The organism is Megamonas sp., from assembly GCF_986095205.1.
In genome coordinates this window covers 60,446-85,544 of sequence record NZ_CFQVBI010000002.1, presented here as the reverse complement: position 1 = coordinate 85,544, position 25,099 = coordinate 60,446, and the positions used below count along the sequence as shown (strand labels likewise).

The 25,099-nt window shown below is 30.7% G+C and carries 24 protein-coding genes; 1 reads left to right on the top strand and 23 read right to left on the bottom strand.

Annotated elements, in window-relative coordinates; genetic code table 11:
• Nucleotides 1-35: 35 nt before the first annotated feature.
• Nucleotides 36-12,455: a hypothetical protein gene (locus AC5LAX_RS00540; protein ID WP_493263555.1), complete on the top strand. Its 12,420-nt coding sequence runs from the start codon at nt 36-38 to the stop codon at nt 12,453-12,455.
• 87 nt (nt 12,456-12,542) lie between these two features.
• On the opposite strand, the gene AC5LAX_RS00535 is transcribed toward AC5LAX_RS00540, so the two are convergent.
• From AC5LAX_RS00535 to AC5LAX_RS00425, 23 genes are all read right to left on the bottom strand, one after another.
• Complete coding sequence (locus AC5LAX_RS00535) at nt 12,543-12,875, bottom strand: hypothetical protein (protein ID WP_493263554.1); 333 nt, start codon at nt 12,873-12,875, stop codon at nt 12,543-12,545.
• The gene (locus AC5LAX_RS00530; protein ID WP_493263553.1) at nt 12,872-13,084 is read right to left on the bottom strand and encodes a hypothetical protein; all 213 of its coding nucleotides are present in this window, start codon (nt 13,082-13,084) and stop codon (nt 12,872-12,874) included. Before AC5LAX_RS00530 ends, AC5LAX_RS00535 begins: the two co-directional genes overlap by 4 nt.
• 2 nt (nt 13,085-13,086) lie before the next feature.
• The gene (locus AC5LAX_RS00525) at nt 13,087-13,659 is read right to left on the bottom strand and encodes a hypothetical protein (RefSeq protein WP_493263552.1); all 573 of its coding nucleotides are present in this window, start codon (nt 13,657-13,659) and stop codon (nt 13,087-13,089) included.
• Nucleotides 13,660-14,276: 617 nt separating this feature from the next.
• Nucleotides 14,277-14,462, bottom strand: a complete 186-nt coding sequence (locus tag AC5LAX_RS00520) for a hypothetical protein (protein WP_493263551.1) — start codon at nt 14,460-14,462, stop codon at nt 14,277-14,279.
• Between the two features lie 180 nt (nt 14,463-14,642).
• Nucleotides 14,643-14,936 (bottom strand): hypothetical protein, encoded by a 294-nt coding sequence (locus tag AC5LAX_RS00515; protein ID WP_493263550.1) that lies wholly within the window; start codon nt 14,934-14,936, stop codon nt 14,643-14,645.
• An 11-nt stretch (nt 14,937-14,947) separates the two neighbouring features.
• Nucleotides 14,948-15,142: a crAss001_48 related protein gene (locus tag AC5LAX_RS00510; protein WP_493263559.1), complete on the bottom strand. Its 195-nt coding sequence runs from the start codon at nt 15,140-15,142 to the stop codon at nt 14,948-14,950.
• A 6-nt stretch (nt 15,143-15,148) separates the two neighbouring features.
• On the bottom strand, nt 15,149-15,631 hold the full coding sequence (locus AC5LAX_RS00505; RefSeq protein ID WP_493263549.1) for a Gp49 family protein: 483 nt from the start codon (nt 15,629-15,631) through the stop codon (nt 15,149-15,151).
• Between the two features lie 36 nt (nt 15,632-15,667).
• Nucleotides 15,668-16,324, bottom strand: coding sequence for a dUTP diphosphatase (locus tag AC5LAX_RS00500; RefSeq protein WP_493263548.1), 657 nt, complete (start codon nt 16,322-16,324; stop codon nt 15,668-15,670).
• Nucleotides 16,317-16,508: a hypothetical protein gene (locus tag AC5LAX_RS00495; protein WP_493263547.1), complete on the bottom strand. Its 192-nt coding sequence runs from the start codon at nt 16,506-16,508 to the stop codon at nt 16,317-16,319. Before AC5LAX_RS00495 ends, AC5LAX_RS00500 begins: the two co-directional genes overlap by 8 nt.
• 219 nt (nt 16,509-16,727) lie before the next feature.
• The gene (locus AC5LAX_RS00490) at nt 16,728-16,880 is read right to left on the bottom strand and encodes a hypothetical protein (RefSeq protein ID WP_178146068.1); all 153 of its coding nucleotides are present in this window, start codon (nt 16,878-16,880) and stop codon (nt 16,728-16,730) included.
• Nucleotides 16,871-17,959, bottom strand: coding sequence for a DUF932 domain-containing protein (locus tag AC5LAX_RS00485; RefSeq protein ID WP_493263546.1), 1,089 nt, complete (start codon nt 17,957-17,959; stop codon nt 16,871-16,873). The genes AC5LAX_RS00490 and AC5LAX_RS00485 overlap by 10 nt, the downstream gene beginning before the upstream one ends.
• Before the next feature lie 108 nt (nt 17,960-18,067).
• Nucleotides 18,068-18,841: a siphovirus Gp157 family protein gene (locus AC5LAX_RS00480; protein WP_493263545.1), complete on the bottom strand. Its 774-nt coding sequence runs from the start codon at nt 18,839-18,841 to the stop codon at nt 18,068-18,070.
• A 110-nt stretch (nt 18,842-18,951) separates the two neighbouring features.
• Entirely contained in the window at nt 18,952-19,284 is a 333-nt protein-coding gene (locus tag AC5LAX_RS00475) for a hypothetical protein (protein WP_493263544.1), read from the bottom strand.
• Nucleotides 19,277-19,570, bottom strand: a complete 294-nt coding sequence (locus AC5LAX_RS00470; protein WP_493263543.1) for a hypothetical protein — start codon at nt 19,568-19,570, stop codon at nt 19,277-19,279. Before AC5LAX_RS00470 ends, AC5LAX_RS00475 begins: the two co-directional genes overlap by 8 nt.
• 1 nt (nt 19,571) lies before the next feature.
• Nucleotides 19,572-19,853, bottom strand: coding sequence for a hypothetical protein (locus tag AC5LAX_RS00465; protein ID WP_493263542.1), 282 nt, complete (start codon nt 19,851-19,853; stop codon nt 19,572-19,574).
• On the bottom strand, nt 19,843-20,175 hold the full coding sequence (locus tag AC5LAX_RS00460) for a hypothetical protein (protein WP_493263541.1): 333 nt from the start codon (nt 20,173-20,175) through the stop codon (nt 19,843-19,845). Before AC5LAX_RS00460 ends, AC5LAX_RS00465 begins: the two co-directional genes overlap by 11 nt.
• A complete protein-coding gene (locus AC5LAX_RS00455; RefSeq protein WP_493263540.1) occupies nt 20,162-20,506 on the bottom strand; it encodes a hypothetical protein in 345 nt (114 codons plus the stop codon). Before AC5LAX_RS00455 ends, AC5LAX_RS00460 begins: the two co-directional genes overlap by 14 nt.
• A gap of 288 nt (nt 20,507-20,794) precedes the next feature.
• A complete protein-coding gene (locus AC5LAX_RS00450) occupies nt 20,795-21,019 on the bottom strand; it encodes a hypothetical protein (RefSeq protein WP_493263539.1) in 225 nt (74 codons plus the stop codon).
• 85 nt (nt 21,020-21,104) lie between these two features.
• On the bottom strand, nt 21,105-22,370 hold the full coding sequence (locus AC5LAX_RS00445) for an ATP-dependent DNA ligase (protein ID WP_493263538.1): 1,266 nt from the start codon (nt 22,368-22,370) through the stop codon (nt 21,105-21,107).
• On the bottom strand, nt 22,367-22,849 hold the full coding sequence (locus AC5LAX_RS00440; RefSeq protein ID WP_493263537.1) for a hypothetical protein: 483 nt from the start codon (nt 22,847-22,849) through the stop codon (nt 22,367-22,369). Before AC5LAX_RS00440 ends, AC5LAX_RS00445 begins: the two co-directional genes overlap by 4 nt.
• The gene (locus AC5LAX_RS00435) at nt 22,821-23,360 is read right to left on the bottom strand and encodes a hypothetical protein (protein ID WP_493263536.1); all 540 of its coding nucleotides are present in this window, start codon (nt 23,358-23,360) and stop codon (nt 22,821-22,823) included. Before AC5LAX_RS00435 ends, AC5LAX_RS00440 begins: the two co-directional genes overlap by 29 nt.
• A complete protein-coding gene (locus AC5LAX_RS00430) occupies nt 23,353-24,486 on the bottom strand; it encodes a hypothetical protein (RefSeq protein WP_493263535.1) in 1,134 nt (377 codons plus the stop codon). Before AC5LAX_RS00430 ends, AC5LAX_RS00435 begins: the two co-directional genes overlap by 8 nt.
• Entirely contained in the window at nt 24,464-25,075 is a 612-nt protein-coding gene (locus AC5LAX_RS00425; RefSeq protein WP_493263534.1) for an HNH endonuclease, read from the bottom strand. Before AC5LAX_RS00425 ends, AC5LAX_RS00430 begins: the two co-directional genes overlap by 23 nt.
• Between the last annotated feature and the right edge of the window lie 24 nt (nt 25,076-25,099).

Here is a 25,099-nt window from a genome sequence, read left to right as displayed (position 1 = left end):
GAGACGCTATATAAAATGCGAATTTCGGCAGGATTTTGCGGTCTACGGGCGTCCGTCAACCTTCGGAACGTGTAGTTTCGGACTATTCGATAAATATATTTGATAGTGTTGATAATAATGCTATCTTTGATACTGTTAGTAATTACTTAATTAATAATATAAAGTATATGAGTTGTACTCCTAGTAATCCTAAATTAGATAAGCTATTAGAGCTTACTAATAATGATGTTAGAAAGTCTACTGAATATCTTGCCACTATCGAAGATACTAGTTTTCGTGAGTGGTATCAAGAAAAGACCGGTAGAGATTTCAATGAAGAGAGTATTGATGCAAACACTGTTAATGCTGTTATAGCATATAATAACAGAGAGACGATTAATACTCAAGATTATGTTCAGAATGTTCGTACTTCACGAACCGGTGTATTTGGTAATGATATAGCAAAGGAAGACCATGCTATTAATATTCTTAGTACTATTTATCTAAAGAGCCAAGGAAGTATTCGTAAAGCTCTTGCTAATAGAAAACGTAAAGGTGAGAAAGAAGTCCTAAAGGATAAAGCTGGTAATGAGTTAAGTCCTCAAGCTGCTGTAAAGTTAACTATGATTACTTATCTCAATCGACATCTTAAAGAGAATGATAAGAAACTTACGCAAGAACAAAAGGCTTATATCGGTACTATTATTCGTAATCTTTACGATGGTGGTAATTATAACCGTAATGAGTTATTTGATATTGTTATTAATTCACCCGAAGTTATTAGTCTTAGCAAAGAGTTTGGCATAGACACTAACGAGGATTATGAAACTAATGATGATGCTAAAGAAGATAGTGAACAAGGTAGTCGTCAAGAAGACCCTGAAACTATTGCTTCTTTACGTGCTGATTGGTCTGAACTAGCTGACCAACGTAAAGACATTGATAAGAATGTTAGTAAAGAAGTAAAAGAATGGTTTGCTCGTTTACCTAAAACTAATAGCAATTCATTTATTAATGAAAAACCTGATACAGCTAGTGATACTTATTCAGGTATAGCTGAAAGTGCTGGATTTTCTAGTTCTTTTAAAGCATTGAATAACTATGGCAACTTCTCTAGCGTTGAAGCTATGGTAGAGAGTTTTCATACTATTGCTGAAAGATTTGAAGAAGTATCTCATTTAGAATATGCCGCTCGTCTATTAGAAGATAAAGCTAATGTTCAGATAAGAAATAAGATATTTACTCAACTAAAACAATCTATTTGGGAACGTAATGAAGTAATTCAAAGTGCAGACGGTTCTAATGTAGTGACTAAGAATCGTAATACTTTCCCTAAACTTAATCTGCAAAATAAGATACTTAATAGTTTTGATTCTCTTGTTCATAATCCTTCTATTATGAATGGAGATGTTGCAGTATTAGAAGAACTTAAAAATAGATTATCCACATTAAACAATTCAAATACAAATGAAATACAAGAAATCTCGGAAGAGCTTGCGGCAATCTTTAATAAATATAACTTCGGCATCAATAGGCAGGGTGTTGTTAACTACATTCGTAGCTTCGGTGATAGTCAACTTTCTAATATCACTAGTCTTATCAACGATTTGCTAGAATTTAATAAAGTTGTAGCTAATGCCTCTAATATATTAAAGATAGATAATGAAGCACAACGTATATATTATGCAGGCGAATATAGCAAAGCTAAGAATGATGAAGAATATACAATAGTTCCGTTTGATAAGTCTCAACTACAATATAAAGGCGGTTATGCTAATAATATAGCTAATCGTATATCTGATAAATTTAAAGACTATCAAATAGTAAATTCTGAATTTAATAGTATTAATGCAGAGAACAATCTAGTTAGTGATATTCTAAAGAATAATTATATTAGTAAGTTCTTTGAAAGAATTAACGATAATCGTTATAATGATAATCCAACTGCTAATGCTGAACTTCGTGACTATCTAGTTAAGTTTACTAATATTCCTCAATATCAATATAGTAATATACTTATTGAAAAGACTTTATCTAATGGTAAAGTAATTCCCGGTCTACTTCGTCTTACTGATACTGGTTACGAACTTACTGAATATTATCGTGAATTTGGTGCACAATTGTATAATGGTGTTAGTAATGAAGTTACAGGAAAGGCTAAGTCTTATAAAGATATTAATGCTCTTGAATGGGATATTATTACTCTAAATGAATACGCTAACAACGGAGATAACTATGAGATGGCTAAAGGAGTTAAGAAATCTAAGTTCTTTACCCAAACACCTTCTGATGCTCCAAAGACTTTCGTATTTAATAGTTATAAACTAGATTATGCCGGACTATTTAATGCTAATGGTACTATTTATAGAGGACATCCTATCTATGTATCTTATGCTAATATCTATGCTAAAGAGTTAGCAGAAATGGCACAAGCTATTAACTTCTTATTCGAGACAACTGTTGAAAATGGAGTAGTAACTATTGTGTCAGATGAAAACGGTAAACCTAAGATAAAAGAAGAGTTTAAAGATTTACGTAAATCAGAAGCTAGACTTAATTATCATTATCGTAAAAGTATTCTTGATAGAAATGGCAATCCTACTGGTAATGTATTTAAGTTTAGAAGTTTACTTATTGATAAAGTTAAGAACCTTAATAAGTATAATAGTGAGACAGTTAAAAGAGTAGATATGAATTGGCTGTTCGAGGAAGGCAACATATTCTCACTCCTTTACGGGGGAAAGAATAGTGAAATATCGCTAATACAAGACGAGAATGGAGAATATAATATTAGGCTTACTGGTGGACTTCGTAATTCAGTTTATAATTATATAGATAATTATATTAATTATAGAATACAAGAAGCTGTTGCTAAATACAGTTCTGATAAAGAGTTTGTAGATAAGTATAAGAATGCTAGTCAAGAATCATTTAATTCCTTCATTGCTGAAATGGTTCTTAACTATGAGATTCAATATAATAATCTAAATGATATGTTCTTCGGAGATGAAGCATATTATAAAGATTCTCGTGATACTATTAAACGTAACAAAGAATATCAAGCCGGAGGATTAGCTTATGCAGGATATGATTTATATAATGTACAAAAGCATTTGGGAGATATAACAGTAGCTCCTAATAAGACTATTAGTATAGATAGTAGTTTCAAATATATTACTCTTGAAGATGTTCAAAGTAGCGGTAAAGTTCTCGATGATTTAAAGAAGCAATTAGATATAGCTAATGTATCTAAAGAAACTAGAGCTTTTATACTTAAACAGTTCTCTAAAGATAAGTCAGAAGTAACAGATGCTCAATCGTTTATTACTCTTGATGAATTTGTTCGTAGAACGTATCTACGTGGAGAGTATGATAGTTATAAAGATTTAATCGAAGCTCTTTATGATGAAACTAAACCTATCGACAATGTTAAGTTAGGAGAATTATCTAAGAAGATACAAGTTCAGAAGAACTTCTATTATGATTTAGAAATAGATAATGATGCTAAGTTAGCTAATCCTATTCAGATTAAAAACGCAGAATTTATACTCATACCTAGATTCTTAGGCAATAGTGAACTTGCTGCTTTGGCTAAATATATGACTGATAATAATATAGGTCAGGTTAACTTTACTACTACTGAAAAAGCTACTACTAATAGAGTACTAGAGTTTTGGGATTCTCATGGGAAATTCCCCTCTAAAGAGAAGTTGAAACAATTTAACTTGGATATTCAAACTAAGTATAAAACTGGTTGGTATTCTAATCTTTATACACAACAAGATATTCCTCAACACATGGATGGTGAGAATAAGGCAGGATTGCAGATTGTTAAGAAACTAATAGATAATATTGGTAATACTCCTGAAGGTCAATCTCTTATTAAAGATTTCTTTGATAACTTTACTGCTAATATTCAAGATAGTTTTAAAGATGCTGCTTCTCGTATTGGTGTAGAGATTGATGCTAAAGGTAATGTAGTATACGAAGGTAATCAAGCTAAGATTGATAATAACAAGTTCATATCTCTTATTAAAGACGAGTTAACTCGTAGAGGATTAGACAGTAATTATCGTAAGTATGCTGAAATAAATCCTGAAACTGGATTGCCTTATATGCCTGCTTGGACTAATCTAGTTCGTAGCAAGATAGAAAATATTGTAAATAGTATATTTACTAATCGTGTTACTCGACAAGTACTTCCAGGATTTCATGCTAGTCAAGTTTCAGATATTGGTATGACCGAACTATCAGGTCGTAGTGATTTAAGAGATTTGATGCAATCTAGAGTAGAAGAGAAACACGGTTATTCTCTTGGTCGTAAACTAACTTATCATAAAGATGGTAGTCAGATAGTAGAAATACTGTTACCTAAATGGATGGTAAAGGCTTATAATACTTATGATGCAGAAGGTAATCTAATTAAAGAAGTTACTCTTGAAGATTTACAGTCTGCTGGACTCGATACTATGATTGGTTATCGTATTCCAACAGAAGGTAAACAATCAGTAGCAGTAATGAAAGTTGTAGGTTTATTAGATGAATCTCAAGGTTCTACTATTGTTGTTCCTGATGAATGGGTATTACAGACTGGTGCTGACTTTGATATTGATAGTATCTATGGTATTTATCATACTGCTACATTTGATAAGAATGGTAAACCACAGAAAGTTGAATATATAGAAGGAGAAGATGATGCAGCAGTAAATAGAAGATATAATAATTATCTATTTAATAATCTAAGCAGAGAGAATATTCAAGATGCTAGAGATATTGCAATAGATTTAAGTCAAGAAGGACTTAGTTATGCAGAAGCCTATGAATCAGCTATTACTAAATATGCTGAACAAGGCGGACTTTATTCTAAAGAAGAATTTAGTAAACTAACAGTAGCTCAACAGAATACTCGTGATGCTCGTAACAATAAGATAGTAGATACATTTATTAAGATAATGAATCTACCAGTATCTATTGGTGAAAACTTATCTTCTAGTAACTTTGAAGATATTAAAGCTGCAAAAGCTAATATCTTTGAAGGTTTATCAGAGACTTATCGTAATATTAATTCAGTAATTGCTCAAAATTGGTATCGTGATGCTAATATGTCCGGTGCGCGTCTTAAAGCTATTTCTGTTAATCGTGACAACTTCGCCTCTATTAGTAACAAAGCTAAAACTATTATTGACGGTGCACACGGTGGTTTTAGGTTTACTTATACATATAGCACAGAGAAAGAAGCAAAAGACGCACAAAGTAAACTAAGAAAACGTTTTAGAGATGTAACTAGAAAAGATAAAGAAGTAACAGTAGACCATAATCAGTTAGGTTGGAGTTATGATAATCTTAATATAGACAATCGTTTGATTACTCCTTATTCTTCTGAAACCACTGCTCTTATTCTTGATGGTGTAAAAGAAGGCGGTGTTCCTAATGTAGATTTATATACTTTTGATGTATATAAATCTATTGTAGATTGTGGTGCTAATTATGAAACATCTATTCTATTTATTAATCAACCAGTAATAACTGAACTTATTGCTAGACAAAATGCTAACGATAATGTATTTGGAGAAACTGGATTTAATCCTCTTATTGGATTAAGACGAGATATGTATATAAGATTAGCTAAAGCTGTTGGTATTCCTGCTAATAGTATTACTAAAAAGACTCGTCTTAAAGATGTTAAGAAAATGCTTGAGAGCAGAGGAATAGAGATTAATGAAGATGAACTTCTTGAAGAAGGAATAAAAATAACTGAACTAAGAGAACATCTTAGAGACAATGTAGAGAATATTAATTCTTCTAATACCGAGAATCTTATATATCAGATTAAAGCGTTAAGAGCATTTGAATATTTCAAAGAGATAGGCGACCAAATCAATTCTAATATGATGGTTATCACTAGTGATAAGTTTGGTGCTGGTAAATCTGCTAATGAAATAGATAATGTTATTAATCGTATTAATGATATTAAGGAGAATAATGTCGGTCGTATAAAGAAAGGTCAACCTGTTCTTAAAGCAGTTACAGAAGAAGGTAACAAGTATCTAATAGATGCTGTTTATCCTAAGACTAATTTCAATACTATTAATGATATTAATCAGGATGAACTAGAATCTGCATATCCTTCTTTATATTATCAATTAAAGTATAGTTGTATAGCTACTGAAAAGATTATTCGTGATAGTGAGATATTCAAAACTCAAACACCACAGTTCCGTGAACTAGTAAATAAGTTTGGTGTTCGTAATCTTCAAACTATTCAGCAGTTAGAGAGTTTCATTATTAATATGAGCCAAGCACAATCTAGCTTTGTTAATACTAATAGATTCATAACTAGAAGTGATAACGAGTTTATACCTAGCTATAATCTAAATCTTATTAGTAGTCAACAAGATACTCGTGCTAGATTATATGGATATACTGATATAGTAGGTAGTTTCAATATGTCTGATATGTCTGAAAAGAATATAGAAGCATTTATGAAATTATCTCCTGCTAATAAAGTAGCATTGATTCAAAGATATACTTCTGACAATAATCTATTTAAGAACCTAAACGTCGAATATAAAGGTCTTCGTAATAGTTATGATAAAATAACTATTACTGATAGTACTATATCTACTGAATCTCAATATCAAATGTTCCGTAATGCTTGGCATAATAATAACCCATTTATTAAACTTGCTACTATGGACTTGATAAGGTATTCTATGGTAGTAGAAGGTTATAAATTTAAAGGTGGTACAGTTAGTAAAATTATTCCTGTTGAATTATTATATGGACAAGATACTGGTATTGATTCTGATAATGGAGTTTCTTCAGCTACTAATATTATTAACGATTCAGATAGGGCTATTAATAGCATGATTCAATATGGTAGTGAGATAGGAACTTATGAAAGAGCTAGCAATGATACAGCTACTATTGAGAAGTTACGTGACTTATTCTTTAGAACTAATCCTAATAATCCTGATGTATTAGTATTTGAGAATAAAAAATATAAAGAATCTAATAAGATAATATTTAATAGATTAGGTGTTGGTGAACTTAGCTTTAAAGAAGCGCAAGAACGTGGAATGATTACTGGTAGTGAAAATAATCGTAGATACCGTCATTATGCTAAAACTAATGATAATAACAAAACTCTACGGTTATATAAACTAGTATATTATAATGATACTGTTTATATGCTACCTACTAATCCATTAGAACAAAACGAAATTGGAGAAGTAAGCGTTAATCCTGATAATAATAGAATGTTTCTTCCATTAGATATACTAGAAGATGTTTCTATTAATCAGTATGATGCTGCATTTATTAGTTCTGTAAATATAGGTATTACTTCTGATACTCGTAAGTTTATGGTTCTTCCTACTGTATTTGAAAGAAGAGCTGATACATTAATCGAAGAAGTATTTCCTAATAGTACTGTCTTGACTTCCCCCATAAAGGGGCAACAAATTGATACTTCTCGCAAGTATATCGTGGCAATTACTGATAACAACGCTCTATTGGAAACTATTGAATATCTTGATGCTGCTGGTGTTCATGATTATGTCGTTGCTGCTCCTAATATGAATTATAATAATATTCGTAGGATTATTAATGAACGCAATAATGCAGATATTGCAGCTAAGAGATTACAAGCAGCTATGACTAAGTTAGATGCTAATGAAGTTCAACTTAGAAAGAAGAAATCAGATAATTCTGAATCTCCTTATTATGCTCAACTTAAAGCTAGTATTAATCAAACTATTAATGATGTTAATATTAATGGTATTGGATTTGTTCCTGTTTTACAAACAGTAATAGATAATACTGGTTTTAGACCTAATGGATATTTCAGATATGAAAAAGAAGGTAATGTTTATATCGTTACTAACTTAGGACGTATAACTACTAAGTCAGTTAATCTTACTCCTGATTATTCATATAGTAAAAAGACTGTTATCAATAGTATATCTCAATTAGAATTTCCTAGACGTAATGCTTTAACTCAAGTAGTTAAAGAAAATGCTAGATTAGATAAGTTCGCTAATAATAATATTATTCGAGTTCAGACAGAAGAAAACTTTATTAACGAAGATGTACTTGAATCAGCATTAGTAGATAATGATAGAGAAATTAACGAATATATTTCTCGTGTAATTGAAAGTGTTGAAAGAAGTAATGCTAATGTTGAAGAAGCAGCTCTTAATGATGCTTTTCGTTCATTTGCTGCTATTGATTTACGTTCTAATACAGCTACTAAGTTGAATGATAACTTACGTGAACAAGCACTGAAAATTATTAATGGTTATACTAATAGACGTATTGATGATTTCTTATTTGATATTCATAACTTTTATACTACTTATGTTACTAATTCTGATGGTACTTATCAGTTAGACGAAAACGGTAATAAGATAGTAAAGGAGAAATGGAGTATAACTAATAAGAAGTTATTCGACCGTATGTTAGAAGATGAAACATTACGTACTCGCTATGAAATGTTCCTAGATGACATTAATAGATTCGTAGAAGATTATTCTATTATTGAAGCTATTCAACCTTACGATATTGATGAAGCTCATAGTGTAAGCGAAACAGAAGAAGAAATAGAAGGTTTACGTAGAACTAATGATATGCTTAAACAAATCAAAGATAAGTTCAAACGTATTAAAGACTTAAATAATGTAGTTAAACGTAGTACTAAGATGTACTTCGATAGTTATATTACTAGTCTTTCTAGTGACCCTCGTGTTCAATCTAATATGCTTAGTATTACAGAAGCATTTGAAGATGAGAACTTCTTCCAGTTTTGGCTAGCCGATAGTCAAGAGACACATATTCCAATAGTTCAGATAGTTCTAAAACAAATGATGAATCAGTTAAGAGCTAGTGAGATTAGTGCTCGTGATAAGAAGATAGCCTTTACTACCGCTATTTCAACGATTATCGAAGACGCAAAAAACAACGGTATAAACGTGTCTCTGAACGATATTTTAGACGAAAATGGCAATCTTTTGCTGCCGTATAATGAATCGTTCACCGACAAATTAAGGTCGCTAAAAGAGGCTGTAAAGCTGGCTCAAATCGACGACTCGAACGGTCGGGACGGTCTTATATATAAGAAAGCTAAAGACGAATTAGAGAAGTTCTTAATAGATAATGTAGAACGTGAGTACAATAAAGAGTTCTATCAAGACTATTATGATATGAACCAAATACTTAATAAATATCCTCAAACTTATGTTAAGTTAATGAAGATATTACATGAGGAAGGGGATATATTAAGTACGATGATTGATAATGATTATAGTACTCTTACTGTTCAGAACGCAAGAAGACTTGAAGAGCTTAGAGATGAGTTAGCAGAAATGCGAGCTACTATTGATATGGACGGTAATTATAAAGAGAATTATCAAGAAGCTAATGCTGTTAATAATTACTTATCACGTAGACGTCAGTTAAATAATAAGTATAAAGAAAGTAAACCTAAAGATGCTTTTACTATTCGTTATAAACAAGCTATTGAAGGTTTACAATATCCTGAAACTTCTGAAACTTATAGAGAATCAGTAGAATGGTTAAAAGCTAATACTGATTATAAGTTAAAAGGAGAGTTCTTAGATGAACTAAAGAAGGCTTATATGGATACTCGCCTAGGTAATCCTTTTGATAGTTTCGTTCGTACTATGGCTTATGGTAAATATGATTCAGAAGGAGTTATTGATGGTACTAAGTTTACCGATGTTCAAATAGCTAATCTAAAGAAACATCAGGAGCAAATGTTTGCTGCTGCCGTTGGTCGTGTTAAGCCAAATGAACAGAAAGCTCAAGAATGGTTAGATAACCATGTTAGTTATATCAATACTGTTTACTATGAAGCTATGTATGTAGCTATGAATAAGATGGGTAAAGAAGTATTTGATAAATGGTATATTGATAATCATGTTGTTAATCCTATTACTAAAGAATATGAACCGTTGCCTATTTGGAGACAAATGGTAGTTAAGGATGAAGCTAACAACATGGAATATAGTGCTAAATACAAATGGTTAGAAACTAAAGTTAAAGAGCAGTATAAGAATCCTAACTACGATGAAGTTAAATTACAACCTTCTACTAATAAATATCGTAATGATAAGTATTATGGAATGAATAATTATCAGCAACAGTTATATAACGAAGTAGATTCTCTTCTTAATGAACTTGTTAAAGATAAACGTAGTCGTGCTTATATTAATCGTGGTTATTTACCTAATCAAGCTATTGAACAACCTAGTCAAGGTTTTGCTGACTATTGGCAAGACTTTAAACGTAGTCATGGTTGGTATGATACTCCTAATAAGTCTGATATAGAACTTAATCTATATAAGAGATTTAGTAATGCCCCTATGCTTCATAGTTTATCGGAAGTTAAGTTACTTCCTATTCGTGAACAACAAGAAGGGGAAACTAAAGAAGAGTATTTAACTTATGTTCGTGAAACTCAAGCTAAGAATAATGAGTTACGTAAACAAAGAGCACAGGAAAATGCAGAACGTAATAATCCTAATGTTCTTGAAAGACTTAATTCATTTATAGATAGTATGTATAACTTTAATACTCGTAATGATATAGCTAGATTAGCTAAGATTACTAGTAATCAATTACGTAATATGGATATTATTAAGAGAAATCCTAATGATAAACTTATGGATAATAGATTACTTAGTAGAATTACTGGTAAACAAGAAATACGTACTACTAAGAGTGATGATTCAAATATAGTTAAACACTTCGAGAATCAAGTTCGTAAGTTAGTATTTAATGAATTTGAAATGGATGAAGGTACTCGTTCTAAAGTATCTCGTGTTATGCGTAATATGGTATCTAGTAAGTTTATGATGTTAAATATTACTGGTGGTATTGCTAACGTTCTATACGGTAAGACACAGATACAAATGGAAATGGCTGCCGGACAATTCTTTAAATACAAAGATTTCCGTAAAGGTGAGAATGAATGGATGCAGAATGTAGGTAGTTATCTAGCAGATGCCTATAATGAAACTACTAATAATGAAACTAATGCTGTTATTAGATTATTCAATGTTATTGAATCTGATATGGTAACAGAACGTTATGGTAAAGGTAGTAATCCAATGGGTAAACTAGAAAATCTATTGTTTATCCAACAGACAGCAGGTGAGCATTATATGCAGAATACTACATTATTAGCTATGCTTCATTCTCATAGAGTAGTCAATGTTAATGGCAAGAATAAGATAATGTCATTTGAACAATATGCTATGAATCTTAGAGAAGAAGCATTACTTAAAGTTCTTCGTAAGAATAATCCCGAACTAGTTTCTAAGTATGAAACCTTTAAAGATAAAGTACTTGAATTTTATGTTGAGAAAGAACGTTATGTTAAGTTTAAAGCTGATATAATAACTGATTTCTTACGTTCGATTCCTAAAGAACTAAGACAAGAGTTTAAAACTACTTATAAGGAAGATACTAAAGAAGAACGAATTAAGTTTGAACAACATCCTTCATTTAGAGAAAGTCTTATATTGAAGAATGGTGTTGCTACTCTAAAGAAAGATAGTGGTCTTACTAATGATGATATTGCAGCTTTCCGTAATAAGGTTATATCAGTTAATCATCAGATACATGGTATCTATGATAAGATTGGTGCTAATCAGCTACAACAATCATGGTGGGGAGCTTTACTAATGCAGTTCCATAAACACTTAGTTCCTGGTTATCAAAAACGTTTTGGTTATCGTTTGGGTCACTTTGACGGTATATATAATGAAACTCGAGAATCTATTAGTAAAGGAACTTATGTTAGTTTAGGAGAGTTTATAGCAATGCCATTTAAGAAGTACTACGAACTTAATGATAGTAACGAACTTCAAGCTGTTCGTACTCTTCAAGGTATTGCTAAAGGTTATGCAGATTTTGTAGCTAATCTTACTACTTATTATAATATTCTTCCTGAATATGATAAAGCTAATATTCGTAGATGCTTAGGTGAATGGATAGCTATTACTAAAGCAGTAGCATTGTTCGTAGTTGGTAAATTGATGCTTGATGATGATGATGATTCTACACAAGTGGCTGACTATATCCTATATAGTGCTGACCGTCTAATGTCTGAAACTATTCAATATACTCCTTGGGGATTAGCTAATGAAGGTAAGAAACTATATAGCCAACCTGTTGCTGCATTAAGTATTGCTTCTGATAATCTTAAATTACTAGAAGCTCTTTGTAGCTATATTATTACTGGTAATCCTGATGATTTATATTATAATTCAGGAAGCTATTCAGGTGAAAATAAACTTGCAGTAAATTTCTTTAAACAAGTACCATTAGTTAATCAAATTATAAAACATGAAAGACTAGGTGCTAATAATAGTTATTATAAAGTACGTAGTAGTCCATTTAGTGGTCTAGGTCAAGTTGTTGCTAATATGATTACTGATGAAGATGAAGAATAACTAACTACTTAATATTACAACTCATAGGAAAGCCCGAACTGCTCGTGAGAGTAATTCGGGCTAATTTTATATAAGTTGATTTATAGGTTATTTTCTAATTTCTAATTTTATAGTTTTTTTAATAGCTAAATTAGAAAGTTCTGATTTAATATCTTCTATTTTATCTCTATCTTTATCAGAATCAAAACCTATAAATGTAGCTATTATTTTACCTCCAACTTTATTTTCTATATTAACCTTTTTTTTAGTAATTGGTTTCTCCTTTCCTTTTCTAATAGTTATCTCGGTTATATAAATTCTTCCAGCAATAGCCTCATTCTTAATAGTTTCATTTACACTTTCTATCGCCTTTATCAAACTTCCTGTATAATTAAGAGTAATATAGTCACCAGTATTGCTTGGTAATAATATAGTTTTCATAATTTCTTTTTATTTAAATTTAAACTAATTTCAATAGTAAATACATCAGGAGCATCAATATAAATAACTTTCTCCATATCTTTATATAACACATTGGCTCCTTTACAATAATTATCTAAAGCTTGTTCAACTTCTTCATCTAAATAATACAATAGAGTAATCATCTTATTATTAACCCTATCTCGATATATAGCAAGTTTCTTATCCATAATTATTTCTTTTTATCTATTATTATTGTATTATCTTCTATTCTTATATCATACTTTTCTCTATATTCATTTTGAATAGTACAAAACTTTAAAGGACTGAATCTATATATGTATTTATGATTAACTACATACTTTCCCTTTATTTGAGTTTTAAATAATAAATTAAAGTCTAATAAAGAATCGATTGCTTTATATGCACTAGGTTTACTAATAGAACATTCGCTTACTATATTTTCAATAGTTAATCTAATAACATTAGTATTACTAGATTCAGCACATCCTAGATATCTTTGAATATAGTTTACAAGTTTTCTAGTAGGTTCATTAATATCTTTACTAGTTATATCATCGTATAAACGATTAGTAACAACAGTGTAATATCCGAAAGAAACACCTAAAATTTTAATTTCTCTACCTTCTTCTGAAACAGCATCGAGCTTAATAGCTTTACCTTCTACTAATTCTGGCACAGGATATATAGTTAGATAATCTAACCCAAGAGAATCAATAGTACGCTTTCTATCTCGATATTTAGTTCTATCACTAACAGAATTACTATTTCTTAATTTGTTCATATTTTTTAATTATTGATTGTCCACAAATATAATAAAACTATATAAAATTACCAAATATATGACAGTTTATATAGATGAATTAACAAAAAGTTGTCCTAGGGAGAATAAAAGGTTTTCTAGCAACCCTTTTTGACAGGTTAAAACATTGATAATCAAGTAGTTAAGTGGACATAATATATACTATATATTATAGTCATTGTTGTTATTTATTACTATATCGTCTGTATCCTTTCTATCCCGCTCGCCTATCGGCTCGCTTTCTTCCCCCATAGAGGAGTTGGGTTTACCGATAATTCCACTCCTTTACGGGGGATTTTAGCGAGCTTTGCGAGCGTAGGCAAGTCCAGCAACACAATTATCATTAATACGTTGATTTTATCCAAGTACAACATAAAAAAAAGAACTATCAACAGTATTACTACTATCAATAGTTCTAGTCTATTATGAAGTTTCTATGGAAGATTTCGTTAAAAACAATATGATTATTATTACTATAAATAATAAATATCCCCATAACTTCTTTTCAGTTGATTCTTTTACAATACAATAGATTAACATTCCAAATGGTATTGATGCAAATATTAATCCTCCTATAATTATTCCAACAGTTTCTAGTGTCATATTATTCTTTCTTTAATATCTTTTTTAGCTCTTTTGTATCCTTTCATATAACCTTCTACATAGGCTTTAGTACATAGATTTGATTGTATTGGAGTACAAGGTCTATAAATACAATTCTTACAAGCTCTACTAAATCCATTAGATTGATAAGCTTTTACTTTAACACTTATTCTTTTTGTCATAATATTATAAAATAAGAGTACCAGTATTTCTACTAGTACTCTTAATAATGTATAACTAAAATGATTATTACTTATTCGTTCTTATATTTCTTCTCTACTTCTTGTAGTTTCAGATAAATACTATTACGAGCTTTAAGTTTTGGCAGACTAGCCGCATATCGCATAGCTTTACGAATTTGATTACGCATGAACTTCTTCTCCGACTTCATCATTTACTTCTTTAGGTTCAACATAAGGATTCCAAGTATTCATAAACTGATTAAGTTCAACCACAACTTTTTCTCGGTTATAAATATCATTATTAGCATCGGGAGTTATATCTTCAAAAACAACATGAAGAGTATTACCACCGTTCTTGTCTTGCATACGAGCTAGACTATTACACTGATATACCTTATGTGGTATTTTAGGATTTACTACTTTAGAATTATTTCCATAAGTTTCTATGAATAACACATTATTTAATTTAAGCATACTTTTTAGTTTTAAATAAGTTCTTTGAAATCAACGCCAGCTCTTGTAAGACGAGAAAGAAGAGTATCAGAATAGTTTCTCATAGACGTAAGCTGACAAGCCATATCATTTCTTTCTTCTGCATCAAGTTTCTTAAAGAAAGGATTGGTATTAATAAATTTATTAAGTTTACCAATCTTATCGTTAAGCTCTTCATATTCTGTAATTACTCTTTAAATATGAGGAGGATATTTACTTTCTTTAGGTTTAACATTAATGCCGTATTTAGCCCATTGAAGAACAAAACCAAGATGTGCCCAAAGGTCATTAACAACTTCTTCCATAGCATATTGTTTGCCAAGTTCCTCACTATAATTCTTTGGGTCAACACAAGAAGAATGACGAACAGTATCGAAACCACTGCGAGTATGAGCATTAACAACAGTAGTCTTTTCTCCTATTGTTGTAACATCTACATCAGTAATAAAATTCTCAACATCTTCTTTTAGAATCTTAGTACCGTCATTATTCTCTGAAAGAGGATAATACGCAGCATCAGCTACATCTTTAGGTGACCAACTTTTATATCCATCTGGATAAGTAACTTCATAACCCATATCATCAGGATGAGCATTACCTATTTTATAACCAGTTGATAGAGCCATACTAGCTCTCATTGGTTGAAGTTCAACCATTTTAATTCCAATTGCTTTCATAATTTAATTATTTATTGTTTAAAATTAGTAATTAGTTTATTTTCCAGTACTACCAAATCCTTCTGTACCTCTTTTAGTAGTACCAAGTTCTTCGAGAGTTTCAACTTCATCCCAAGTAATCTTTTCACGACGACGAACAAGAAGTTGACAAACACGGTCACCTGTTTTATAAGGAAAACCATTCATAACTTGTTCAAGTTCTTTTATACAATCGTTTGTTACTTCTTCGATTCTATTAGTAAAATGTTTTAGTTGACGAATAGCCATAAGACTATCTTCTACACAACGAGACAAATGAATGTTAGTACGATTCTTAAAGATAACAAGAAGCTCGCCTCTATAACCCCAATCAAGAGTACCGGGACTATTAGGCATATAAACGTCTGTTTTAGTATTGCTACTACGAGGACGAAGTACCATTTCATATTCATCAAGAAGAGCAAAGTGCAATCCTGTATGAATAATAAATCTATCTTTGTCTGCATCATATTCTATACTCTTAGCATAGACATCACAACAAGCATCACCTTCTTTACCATAAGTAGGTAATGGAACAGATTTATCTTCACGCCAAACTTTAACAGATACATTATCGATATCTTGTTCTAGTTTAGCATATAGTTCATCTTGTGTTAATAAACCAGCATCAAACTCAATAATAGCATTAGCTATTGCTTTACTTAATTTACTCATTATAATTATTGTTTTTAAATTTATGATAAGGACAATCAGTAGGATTACTAGGTCTTCTCCAAGTAATAAAATTATCCGCATCTTCGTTCACACATACATAAGCTCGGTAATAATACCGTTTTTTATCTCTTATTTCTAAATAAGCACAGTTACCATAAGTCCTTACTTTATTCTTCTTTTCCATATAGATATTTTAATAAATGAACAAACCTGATTATAAATATTACAAATAGAACATGACCTAATATTGGAACAAAGAATAAAGCGCAGTTAAGAGTAACTGTGCTTATTACTTCATCGTCTAACCTTTCATTAGTAATCTTTAGTGCTATCCCAGTTATTATAATCTGAATAAAACATTCTATAATAGGGACATCTAATAAGATTGTTTTTAATACGGTTTTTAACTCCATTCTTTACCACAATTAATACACTTAAAAGCAATTGGGTCACTTTCTTCTTCACGTGGAACTTCTTCTAGTTTAGCACCACAATTAGGACAACGTGGAACAGTAAATAACCCAATTAGTTTCTTAATAAAATTCTTTATTCCCATACACCAGCTAAAGCATAATTGAGAGCTTTAAGACTAGTATTATAGTCACCCTCAAATACAGTATTCTTTAAACGAAGCTCTTCTGTCTTATAGTCTTTAACATTAGAGAAGTAGCCAGTAACAGCATTATAAGCACCATAAGCTGTACCTGCTATTTGTCTTTGTCCGACACCTTCTTGATAATACTCGAAAGTATCACAAAGAGTATTTAGTTTCTGCATAGATATTTCAGCAGCTTCAAAAGCAGAATTGTTTCTTCGGAATAAACCGTTATATAGATTCAATTCATCTACTCTTTCAAATTCTTCCCCTGTAAGGAAAGTTGCCGACAGATACTTCTTTACTTCTTCATCCGATACTTTTGTCTTAAACAACACTTTGTACATGTCTTCTTCTTCTTCTATCTTACGTTCAGTAAGACCGAGTATTTCAGGAACAGTAAGTATCTTACTATTAACACCTTTATTATGTCTGAAAGATATATAACTTTCAGCAGATATTTTAGCAGAATGAAGAGCGTTCATACAAATAACTCTTACAGGAGTAATCATCATTTGTACAGCACTACCGCCATCATGGCTATTAGTAAAGACAAAGTAATGTTGAATAGTATCATTAACACCACCAATATTAATATCCTTGTCAAAACTAGCTGACATGAATATCTTTTGTCCATAACCAAAGTAACCTGCTCTATCAAGTTTAACTCTACCACCAAGAGCATCATCGAAAAATCCGAAAGCCATTTGATTTTGTACTATTTCATAACGAGACTTTACTTTCCCAAGAGGAATGTTAGAATCTGTACGATAAGTTGCAAATTCACCAGGAACATCAACAAATTCAAACCCATTAACTACATTAGGAAATATGGAACCGTCACGACTAGCACCATTATCGTGTGCTGGCATTTTAGCAGATAGCTGACATTTAGCAACTGTATAATCGAGTTTAGCTTTTACAATAGCTTCTTCTGTTGTCTTACAATCGCTAATGTCTACACCTATTTTACCTCTCCAAGCAATTCCTTTTGCTTTGAATTTACTTCTATAACTTGAATCTCTAAAGTTAAATTCCATAATTATATGTATTTACTGATTTCTATCATAGCTTGTTCACGAGTACATCCAAAGGCATTCATTATTCTTTGAATAAGTTCTTCTACCCAATCTTCTACTTCAAACATATTACTTAATTATTAATGATGTATTACTTTCTTGTTTAGCAATAGTAAGGTCAGTATCCATACTCAAATTAGCTGCGATAATAGACTTACTAGTACAAGACTTAAATTCTACCTTATGAGGATTTTGTCCAATCCATTGAGCAAGATTAAAGTTAGTAACATTTGCAAGTTCTGATAAACGAATATGAATTGATATTTCAGTATCAATAGAGAACACATCGTCAACAGTAACATTTACAAATGAAGATTGTTCAGATTCCAGCTCCTCTATGGGGGAACTTTCAGCTTTCATGTGAGCACTGATAATACGAGATAGATACTCAATACTAAGACTTTCTTTAATTTCAGTACTCGCAAGATATTCAGTAACTATATCCATAAAGTGTCTGATAATATCAGCAATACGAACATCGTCTAACTTAGTAACAGTAGTATTACGAGAATAGACCTTATAAGTACTACCTTCAATTACTTTGTTACCGGACTTACCAGTAGAACCAAACATTATAACTGCTTCAAGAACCGCATCTTTAAGACGTTCAAGAGTATTATTTCTTGTTTTCTTAATTTGGTTAACACGAGCAACTTCGTCACTACATTCTTTAACGTCACATTGATAATGTTTAATTACTTGAAGATAATCTCCAATCTTATCTTTAAGATTATCTTCTGTAATACCTAGTTTAGCAATAACTTCTTCTGTTGCTTCACCTTCTTCGAGTTGCAAGATAATATCCTGCAACTCTGCTTTAATACTAAATAGACTACTTCCCATTATGTTTTGGTTTAAAAAACGGTTTATTTTCAGTACTATAACAATAGAAACTATTAGGACATCTCATACTTCCATACTTTTCACAGTTAGAACATGAACGAGTAACTTCTTTATTCTTTATCTTTAATAGTTTCTTTGCTAGTTTCTTTAGGTTTTTCATATTCTTCTCTAATTAATTTATTCTGTTCTTTAATAGCTTTCATAATAAGCTCACGAGAATCCCAAAGACTTTCAGAACCAACACTTAGATAATAATGTTCAAGCACTTTTTCATTAGACATCTTTTGGAAGTCTATAATATGAGGAGTAGCTTTAATAACATCATCAAACTTATTGGTAACATCGTTCAACAGATTATATAGTTTACTACGAATAACTACATTATCTGTATTGTTCTGTCTTATTCTAGCAATAAGAGCAGGAATTATCTCACTATTATGCATTATCTAATGATTTAATATATTCAATAGCTTCATCACGAGAATCACACAGCTTATCTAATTCGATATTGCGTTTCCAACCATCTCCTTCATTAGTAATAACAGTAACACCATATTTACCTTTGAAGGTAATACCATTAATATCTTTATTATAGAATCCGTGTCGGTCACCTTTTTCAGAACAACTTAGCTCTATAATATGATTACCAATAGTATGATAACTATCAACAATAGGAGTAAAGAAATTACTTCCTTTAACTACACTTTGAAATATTTCAGCTCTTTCCATATTACTTAGCTAATAATTCATCAAGATAAGCATCTAGATTCTCGATAATCATATCTAATAATTCTAATTGCTTTTTCCATATTATTAGATTAAAATGACCGAGAAAGTTATCAGTTCTACGAGTATAAGAAGCGTTATAATCTTCATAATTACTTTTAGCTTCTATACGAGTATTCTTTAAATCTTTTATAAGACTAGTAAGAATGAATACTTGTCTTTTCTTATCCTTCTTACTTATTTCAGATATTATATCAGAAATGCTGTTATTAATATTAAGCTCCATATTTACTTCCGGTTTGATTACGACACCATTCAAGATTAGACCAATGATTATTAGCACTATTACCGTCTTTGTATCTAACATATTTATATACATTAGGTTTAGGATTAGTAACAAATGCTTTAGCAACGAGAGTAGCTATAAATAGCTTAGAACTATTACCATTGTGAAACAATGTAACATGAGGTCTTTCACAACCTTTACCACGATACCATTTAAGATAACGTTTACGATTATCAGACCAAACTCTTCCGTCTTCTCCTACACAATAGTTAGGGAATTCTGAAATAGTAACAAATCTGACTGTTGTTTTATTTTCTTCCATACTTTCTATTTAAATAATATGCATGACGTTTAGCTTCTTTAAAGGAATAAATCTTCCTATGCTTAATAATATGATTAAACAAGTCAATAGGAGCATAAACATCAGGAGTTCTTTTAATCTTACCGTTAAGATAATCATCAATCTTCTTATGTAATTCTTCATAGGTTATTACTATATGAATAATTCTAAGACCATGACAATAAGCGTTATTATCGTTAGGTTGTCTAACAACAACATATCTACCTTTATCTTCTTCTTCTTTCATTATCGGTTTTACAAATATAATTAATCTTACTAATAGACCAAAGAAAATCTTACTGTTTTTAAACATACGTGATTAGTGATTCTAAGGCTCACTGTTGAACGCAAGGCAAAAATAATATAGTTGTTCAGGTAAGTATAGTAAATCGTACAGAGACGAAATATCGGGTATTCTCGTTGATTTCCCCCATAAAGGAGTGTCGTTACTGTATACTTCCGACAGTCCTCTTTGAGTATAAGCTAACGATTTATCTCACAATCAGAGTATACAATAGAAACACTAGCTTTACAAGGGAACAACAAAAAACCCTACTGCCAATCTCTCGACTAACAATAGGGCAAGGTATCAAACCATGACTTACTTTAACAACTTATATACTATAAGGGTATCATCCTCTTCTTCTTTTTCTAACTTAACGTTAGTATCAGATGTAACACGAAGGCTTCGTATTATATCAGAAGCATTAACAGAATAATAACCATAATCTGAAACAGATACATTTCGGCATTGACCTTGAACATCTTCTGTAAGAAAACCTAGATATATTGATTCTTGTCCTTCCACTGGGTCGAACTTAATCATTAATAACATCTTTAGTTTATCTTTCAGATGTATATCTTTTATTATCAGTTTCTTCTTCTTATAGTCTATATAAGATTTATTATAATTAACTTTCTTCTTCGATATTATTTGGTAATCCAGTAGGCTCATTATTAAGTATTTTTAAAACATTCCCATGACTCGGGACATTCTTCACTCCTGACCTACATCTATATTCGACAAACGCTGTCTTACCAATAAGTTTATCTTTATTAAGAAGATAACTTTCACGAGTAGAAGCATCACCAATCGGCATACATTCAAAGGTTTCACCATTAACATCATTACGAAGAACGAATTTACTAAACTTAGGTCGTTTAGCTCCTTCGGGAATAATATCAATAATCTTGAATTTACCATCTAGTATTGGTTTACTTTTGTACATAGTAGAATTACGTTTGCCAAATTGATATGTAGCATAAGGATTACGAAGAATAGCTCCCTCGAACTTAGCTTCAACAAAGAGGTCTCGATATTTAATAATATCTTCATCTCCATTAAGATTATCGTAAGTATGAATAAGTACGAAACGTTTCTTATTATTCATGTGATAATCAAGAATAGCTTTAGCATTAACGTAATTAGGCATCTTAAATTTACCAAACTCTGATTTCAATAATGATATACGACTAGTTTGAATCATATCATCAATAGCTAAGTCGTAACACCAAAATTGAAGAAAGCGATTATATGGACTTTTAAGATTCTCGGCAGCACTTAGAATATCATTTAGTTCAAGACCGGGAATATATAACTCTCCATCTAATACTAAATTATCTTCTAACATACGATTGAACTGTCTATCTGTAAGTACTTCATCCAATATCACATTCTCTAATACTGGACACTTATATTCAAGTCCTTTACGACTACGAAATACAAGTCCTTTAGTTTTAAAGAATCCTTCACCACGCATAACAGCAGATATATTACAACGAACACCATTAATCTTCATTTGAGCTAATAGTCCCTGTTCGTTATTATATTCATATATCTTAGCTAACATAGGAAGAACAAAACCTTCATTATTAGTATTGTACTTAGGAAGATAACAATCAAGATAATTAAATAAATCATCTTCATTTGTTATTTCAGCAGGAGTATTATCATATAATTCTCCTAATTCAGTACCACCTTCTCTACGTTTAGCAGCAACAATAGTTTTCCATTCTTTCTCAACACCTCTAGGCGGAATATATTCAGATGTAGTACCTGTCTTACCAACAATACCATACTTTAGAATTATCTTATGACCTAGTATTTCTGCTGACCAAAAGATAGGTTTACCTTGTGCATTACGCTTATAAAGAGTAATATTTTTCGATTCACTCATACTTCTTCAATTCTATATTTATTAGGTTGTTCACGCATAAGACCAATAGCAACCTCTCTATCTATTATCATAGACTTATTAGTATCTATAACAATAATCCTAACTTTAGGATTAGGAGAGGAAGATGTAACAGATTTCCGCTCCTTTATGGGGGAAGATTTGGTAATCCGTTTACTAGTCTTATTACTTTCCTTTTTCTTTTCGTAAACAATAGGAGGATTAACTTCTTCATATTTAAGATTAGCTTCATGAATCTTTTCAAGAGATTCTTTATCATAACCTAAATATATAAGAGCTGCCATTATCCATCTATATCTAAAATGAATAGTTTGAATATAAGGATAATTAGGTAAATCTAATTCATGAAGATAACTAGCAATAGTATTGGAAGTACCATTAACTTTAAGATTGTGTTGAATCATCCTTATATCAGAAGCATCTAACTGATAACTAAACGGATTTACGTTGTTTAACTTCATTTGCTGTAAGTCTTACAATTATATACTTTTTAGGTTTACCTATTCTCGCATGATAGAACTTGAAACACTTTAGATAATCAGTACTTTCAGTCCACTGTATAAAGTTTCCTTTAGATACAGATGTATTAGCTTCATAATTAAACTCTCTTGGAATCTTATGACTACTATACATATCTTTATCTAAGTAATTCTTAATGATAGCTAAGTGTTCAGGATTATCAAACTCAAAGTTACCATAAATCTTTATCTTAGAAAAGTCAATTGGTGTACCATCAGAAAGAGAGATACGAGTTAAAGTATTAGGATTATCAACCATTTGTTGCTTAATATGATTAAGATACTTCTCTTCTTCATCTGTTAAAGGATACATAAAATAATAGCTATGAACATTTCCGCTATTACCGAAACTGTTTATAGCTATTCTCTTTAATGGAGCAAATGAATTAAAATCAATTACTCTACGTTCTTCTTGTGCTTTTGGAAGCGGCACATACTCTTCTTCTCTACTCATATTCAAATAATGATTCAGTTTGTTCTATAAACGAATTAATAGTTTCTCTTGAATACATACTAACTAACTCCGAGAAATCTTTAGCACCATAACTTCTTGGAATAACAATAGGTATAATACCATATTCTTTTCGTAACCTACGAGCACCACGTACTCCTGTCAGGTCACAATCAAAAAAAGAAATAAGTATTCCATTATCATTTAGCTTAGATTGAAGCCAGTTATATTCGTAATCTTTGAGAACATAGCTCTCCGAAGTAACATTAATTACTCCTATTTGAGACTCTGACAAATTCCCCCGTAAAGGATAGGAATGTAACCAGTAACTTAATGCTAGATTGTCCTTATATGATTTAGTAATAATAATTATATCATATTTAGGTTTATCGAGATTAAGTATTCCAACAAGACCATTATGATTAGTTATAAACTTGATTTCTCCTTTACTTCTATCTCGAAGAGGAAAATAACATTCGATATTATAAATACCATTACTATCAAGTCCAGTAACATAAGCATAACAAGGGTCTGATTCCTTATATGTATATTTAGGACTAGGTTGACAATACCTATTAATATACATTTGGTCAACAGGATAGACAAAATGAGTATTAAGCCAATGTAGACTAACTCCCCATTGTCTCCAAATATTCTTATCGTTATTAGTCCAAGTTCTAGTAGCTATTTCAATAATTGGTTTACTAGCTTTGATTTTAGATATTACTTGTTTAAGTAAGATTTCATTCTCTTCATCTACTTCTCCGTCATATATTATTTTACGGAAAGTATAAGCTATATGCTTTAATATATAATAGAAATCTGCCTTATTAGCAACATTTATATGACGACCAGTTTTAAAACTTAGTACATAAGCTACTAGGTCGAAACAATCGCCAAACAGTACACCTGAAAAATCTCTAATTTTTAGCTTATGTTTATTATTGAAAGCAAAGCCTAAAGTAGGATGTCTATCATTTCTAAAAGGAGAACATATAAGAGTGTTTAATTCAATACATTCATTTATAGTTTCAAGAGGTATATTACTATATTTAGCCATAATCATTTCTTGACTAACCTTAGATAATATAAATTCTTTAGTCAAGTCATTTTTGATTCCTCTTTTCATCTATAAAAATATAATATATTGTAGAATCGTTTTCTCTTACTTCTTTTAGTCTTTTTATTTCATCGAGTGTAGGACTTTTCCATTTAAAACCTCCACACATAGAATTTACACCTGTTCTAGCTTTAGATATAGCACTATGATTACAACCTGTATAAATACTAGCATATTGATTATTAAGAAATACTCTAATTCTATTTCCTTCTAAATCACATTGTACAATAGGATTAAAATAATCTTTTATCTTTTGATTTCTAGTACCATAATTAGAATTGTATTTTGGAGTACACCACTCTAAATTGGACACATTGTTATTAAGAGGATTTTCATCTTTATGATTAACTTGTGTAAATTCAATAGGATTAGGATTATCTAAAAAATATTTAGCAACTATTCTATGGATTTCTTTAGTTTTACTAACACCTTGTTTTTTATCACGTAATACTACAAAGGCATAACCTTTAGAATTAACATTGACATCGAGAAGTTTATTAGAATGAACACTGAATATCTCACCTTTATTATTGATAAGATATGATGGAAATTCATCTATAACTTTCCATTCACTTTTTATAATATCTTTTAGTTCCATATCTTTAAATTTTTTATTAATCGA

Excerpts from the sequence above, each read along its gene's own strand:
- AC5LAX_RS00535 (WP_493263554.1), bottom strand. The coding sequence starts at position 12,875 with ATGAAAACTATATTATTACCAAGCAATACTGGTGACTATATTACTCTT.
- AC5LAX_RS00530 (WP_493263553.1), bottom strand. The coding sequence starts at position 13,084 with ATGGATAAGAAACTTGCTATATATCGAGATAGGGTTAATAATAAGATG.
- AC5LAX_RS00525 (WP_493263552.1), bottom strand. The coding sequence starts at position 13,659 with ATGAACAAATTAAGAAATAGTAATTCTGTTAGTGATAGAACTAAATAT.
- AC5LAX_RS00520 (WP_493263551.1), bottom strand. The coding sequence starts at position 14,462 with ATGACAAAAAGAATAAGTGTTAAAGTAAAAGCTTATCAATCTAATGGA.
- AC5LAX_RS00515 (WP_493263550.1), bottom strand. The coding sequence starts at position 14,936 with ATGCTTAAATTAAATAATGTGTTATTCATAGAAACTTATGGAAATAAT.
- AC5LAX_RS00505 (WP_493263549.1), bottom strand. The coding sequence starts at position 15,631 with ATGAAAGCAATTGGAATTAAAATGGTTGAACTTCAACCAATGAGAGCT.
- AC5LAX_RS00500 (WP_493263548.1), bottom strand. The coding sequence starts at position 16,324 with ATGAGTAAATTAAGTAAAGCAATAGCTAATGCTATTATTGAGTTTGAT.
- AC5LAX_RS00495 (WP_493263547.1), bottom strand. The coding sequence starts at position 16,508 with ATGGAAAAGAAGAATAAAGTAAGGACTTATGGTAACTGTGCTTATTTA.
- AC5LAX_RS00490 (WP_178146068.1), bottom strand. The coding sequence starts at position 16,880 with ATGGGAATAAAGAATTTTATTAAGAAACTAATTGGGTTATTTACTGTT.
- AC5LAX_RS00485 (WP_493263546.1), bottom strand. The coding sequence starts at position 17,959 with ATGGAATTTAACTTTAGAGATTCAAGTTATAGAAGTAAATTCAAAGCA.
- AC5LAX_RS00480 (WP_493263545.1), bottom strand. The coding sequence starts at position 18,841 with ATGGGAAGTAGTCTATTTAGTATTAAAGCAGAGTTGCAGGATATTATC.
- AC5LAX_RS00475 (WP_493263544.1), bottom strand. The coding sequence starts at position 19,284 with ATGCATAATAGTGAGATAATTCCTGCTCTTATTGCTAGAATAAGACAG.
- AC5LAX_RS00470 (WP_493263543.1), bottom strand. The coding sequence starts at position 19,570 with ATGGAAAGAGCTGAAATATTTCAAAGTGTAGTTAAAGGAAGTAATTTC.
- AC5LAX_RS00465 (WP_493263542.1), bottom strand. The coding sequence starts at position 19,853 with ATGGAGCTTAATATTAATAACAGCATTTCTGATATAATATCTGAAATA.
- AC5LAX_RS00460 (WP_493263541.1), bottom strand. The coding sequence starts at position 20,175 with ATGGAAGAAAATAAAACAACAGTCAGATTTGTTACTATTTCAGAATTC.
- AC5LAX_RS00455 (WP_493263540.1), bottom strand. The coding sequence starts at position 20,506 with ATGTTTAAAAACAGTAAGATTTTCTTTGGTCTATTAGTAAGATTAATT.
- AC5LAX_RS00450 (WP_493263539.1), bottom strand. The coding sequence starts at position 21,019 with ATGATTAAGTTCGACCCAGTGGAAGGACAAGAATCAATATATCTAGGT.
- AC5LAX_RS00445 (WP_493263538.1), bottom strand. The coding sequence starts at position 22,370 with ATGAGTGAATCGAAAAATATTACTCTTTATAAGCGTAATGCACAAGGT.
- AC5LAX_RS00440 (WP_493263537.1), bottom strand. The coding sequence starts at position 22,849 with ATGAAGTTAAACAACGTAAATCCGTTTAGTTATCAGTTAGATGCTTCT.
- AC5LAX_RS00435 (WP_493263536.1), bottom strand. The coding sequence starts at position 23,360 with ATGAGTAGAGAAGAAGAGTATGTGCCGCTTCCAAAAGCACAAGAAGAA.
- AC5LAX_RS00430 (WP_493263535.1), bottom strand. The coding sequence starts at position 24,486 with ATGAAAAGAGGAATCAAAAATGACTTGACTAAAGAATTTATATTATCT.
- AC5LAX_RS00425 (WP_493263534.1), bottom strand. The coding sequence starts at position 25,075 with ATGGAACTAAAAGATATTATAAAAAGTGAATGGAAAGTTATAGATGAA.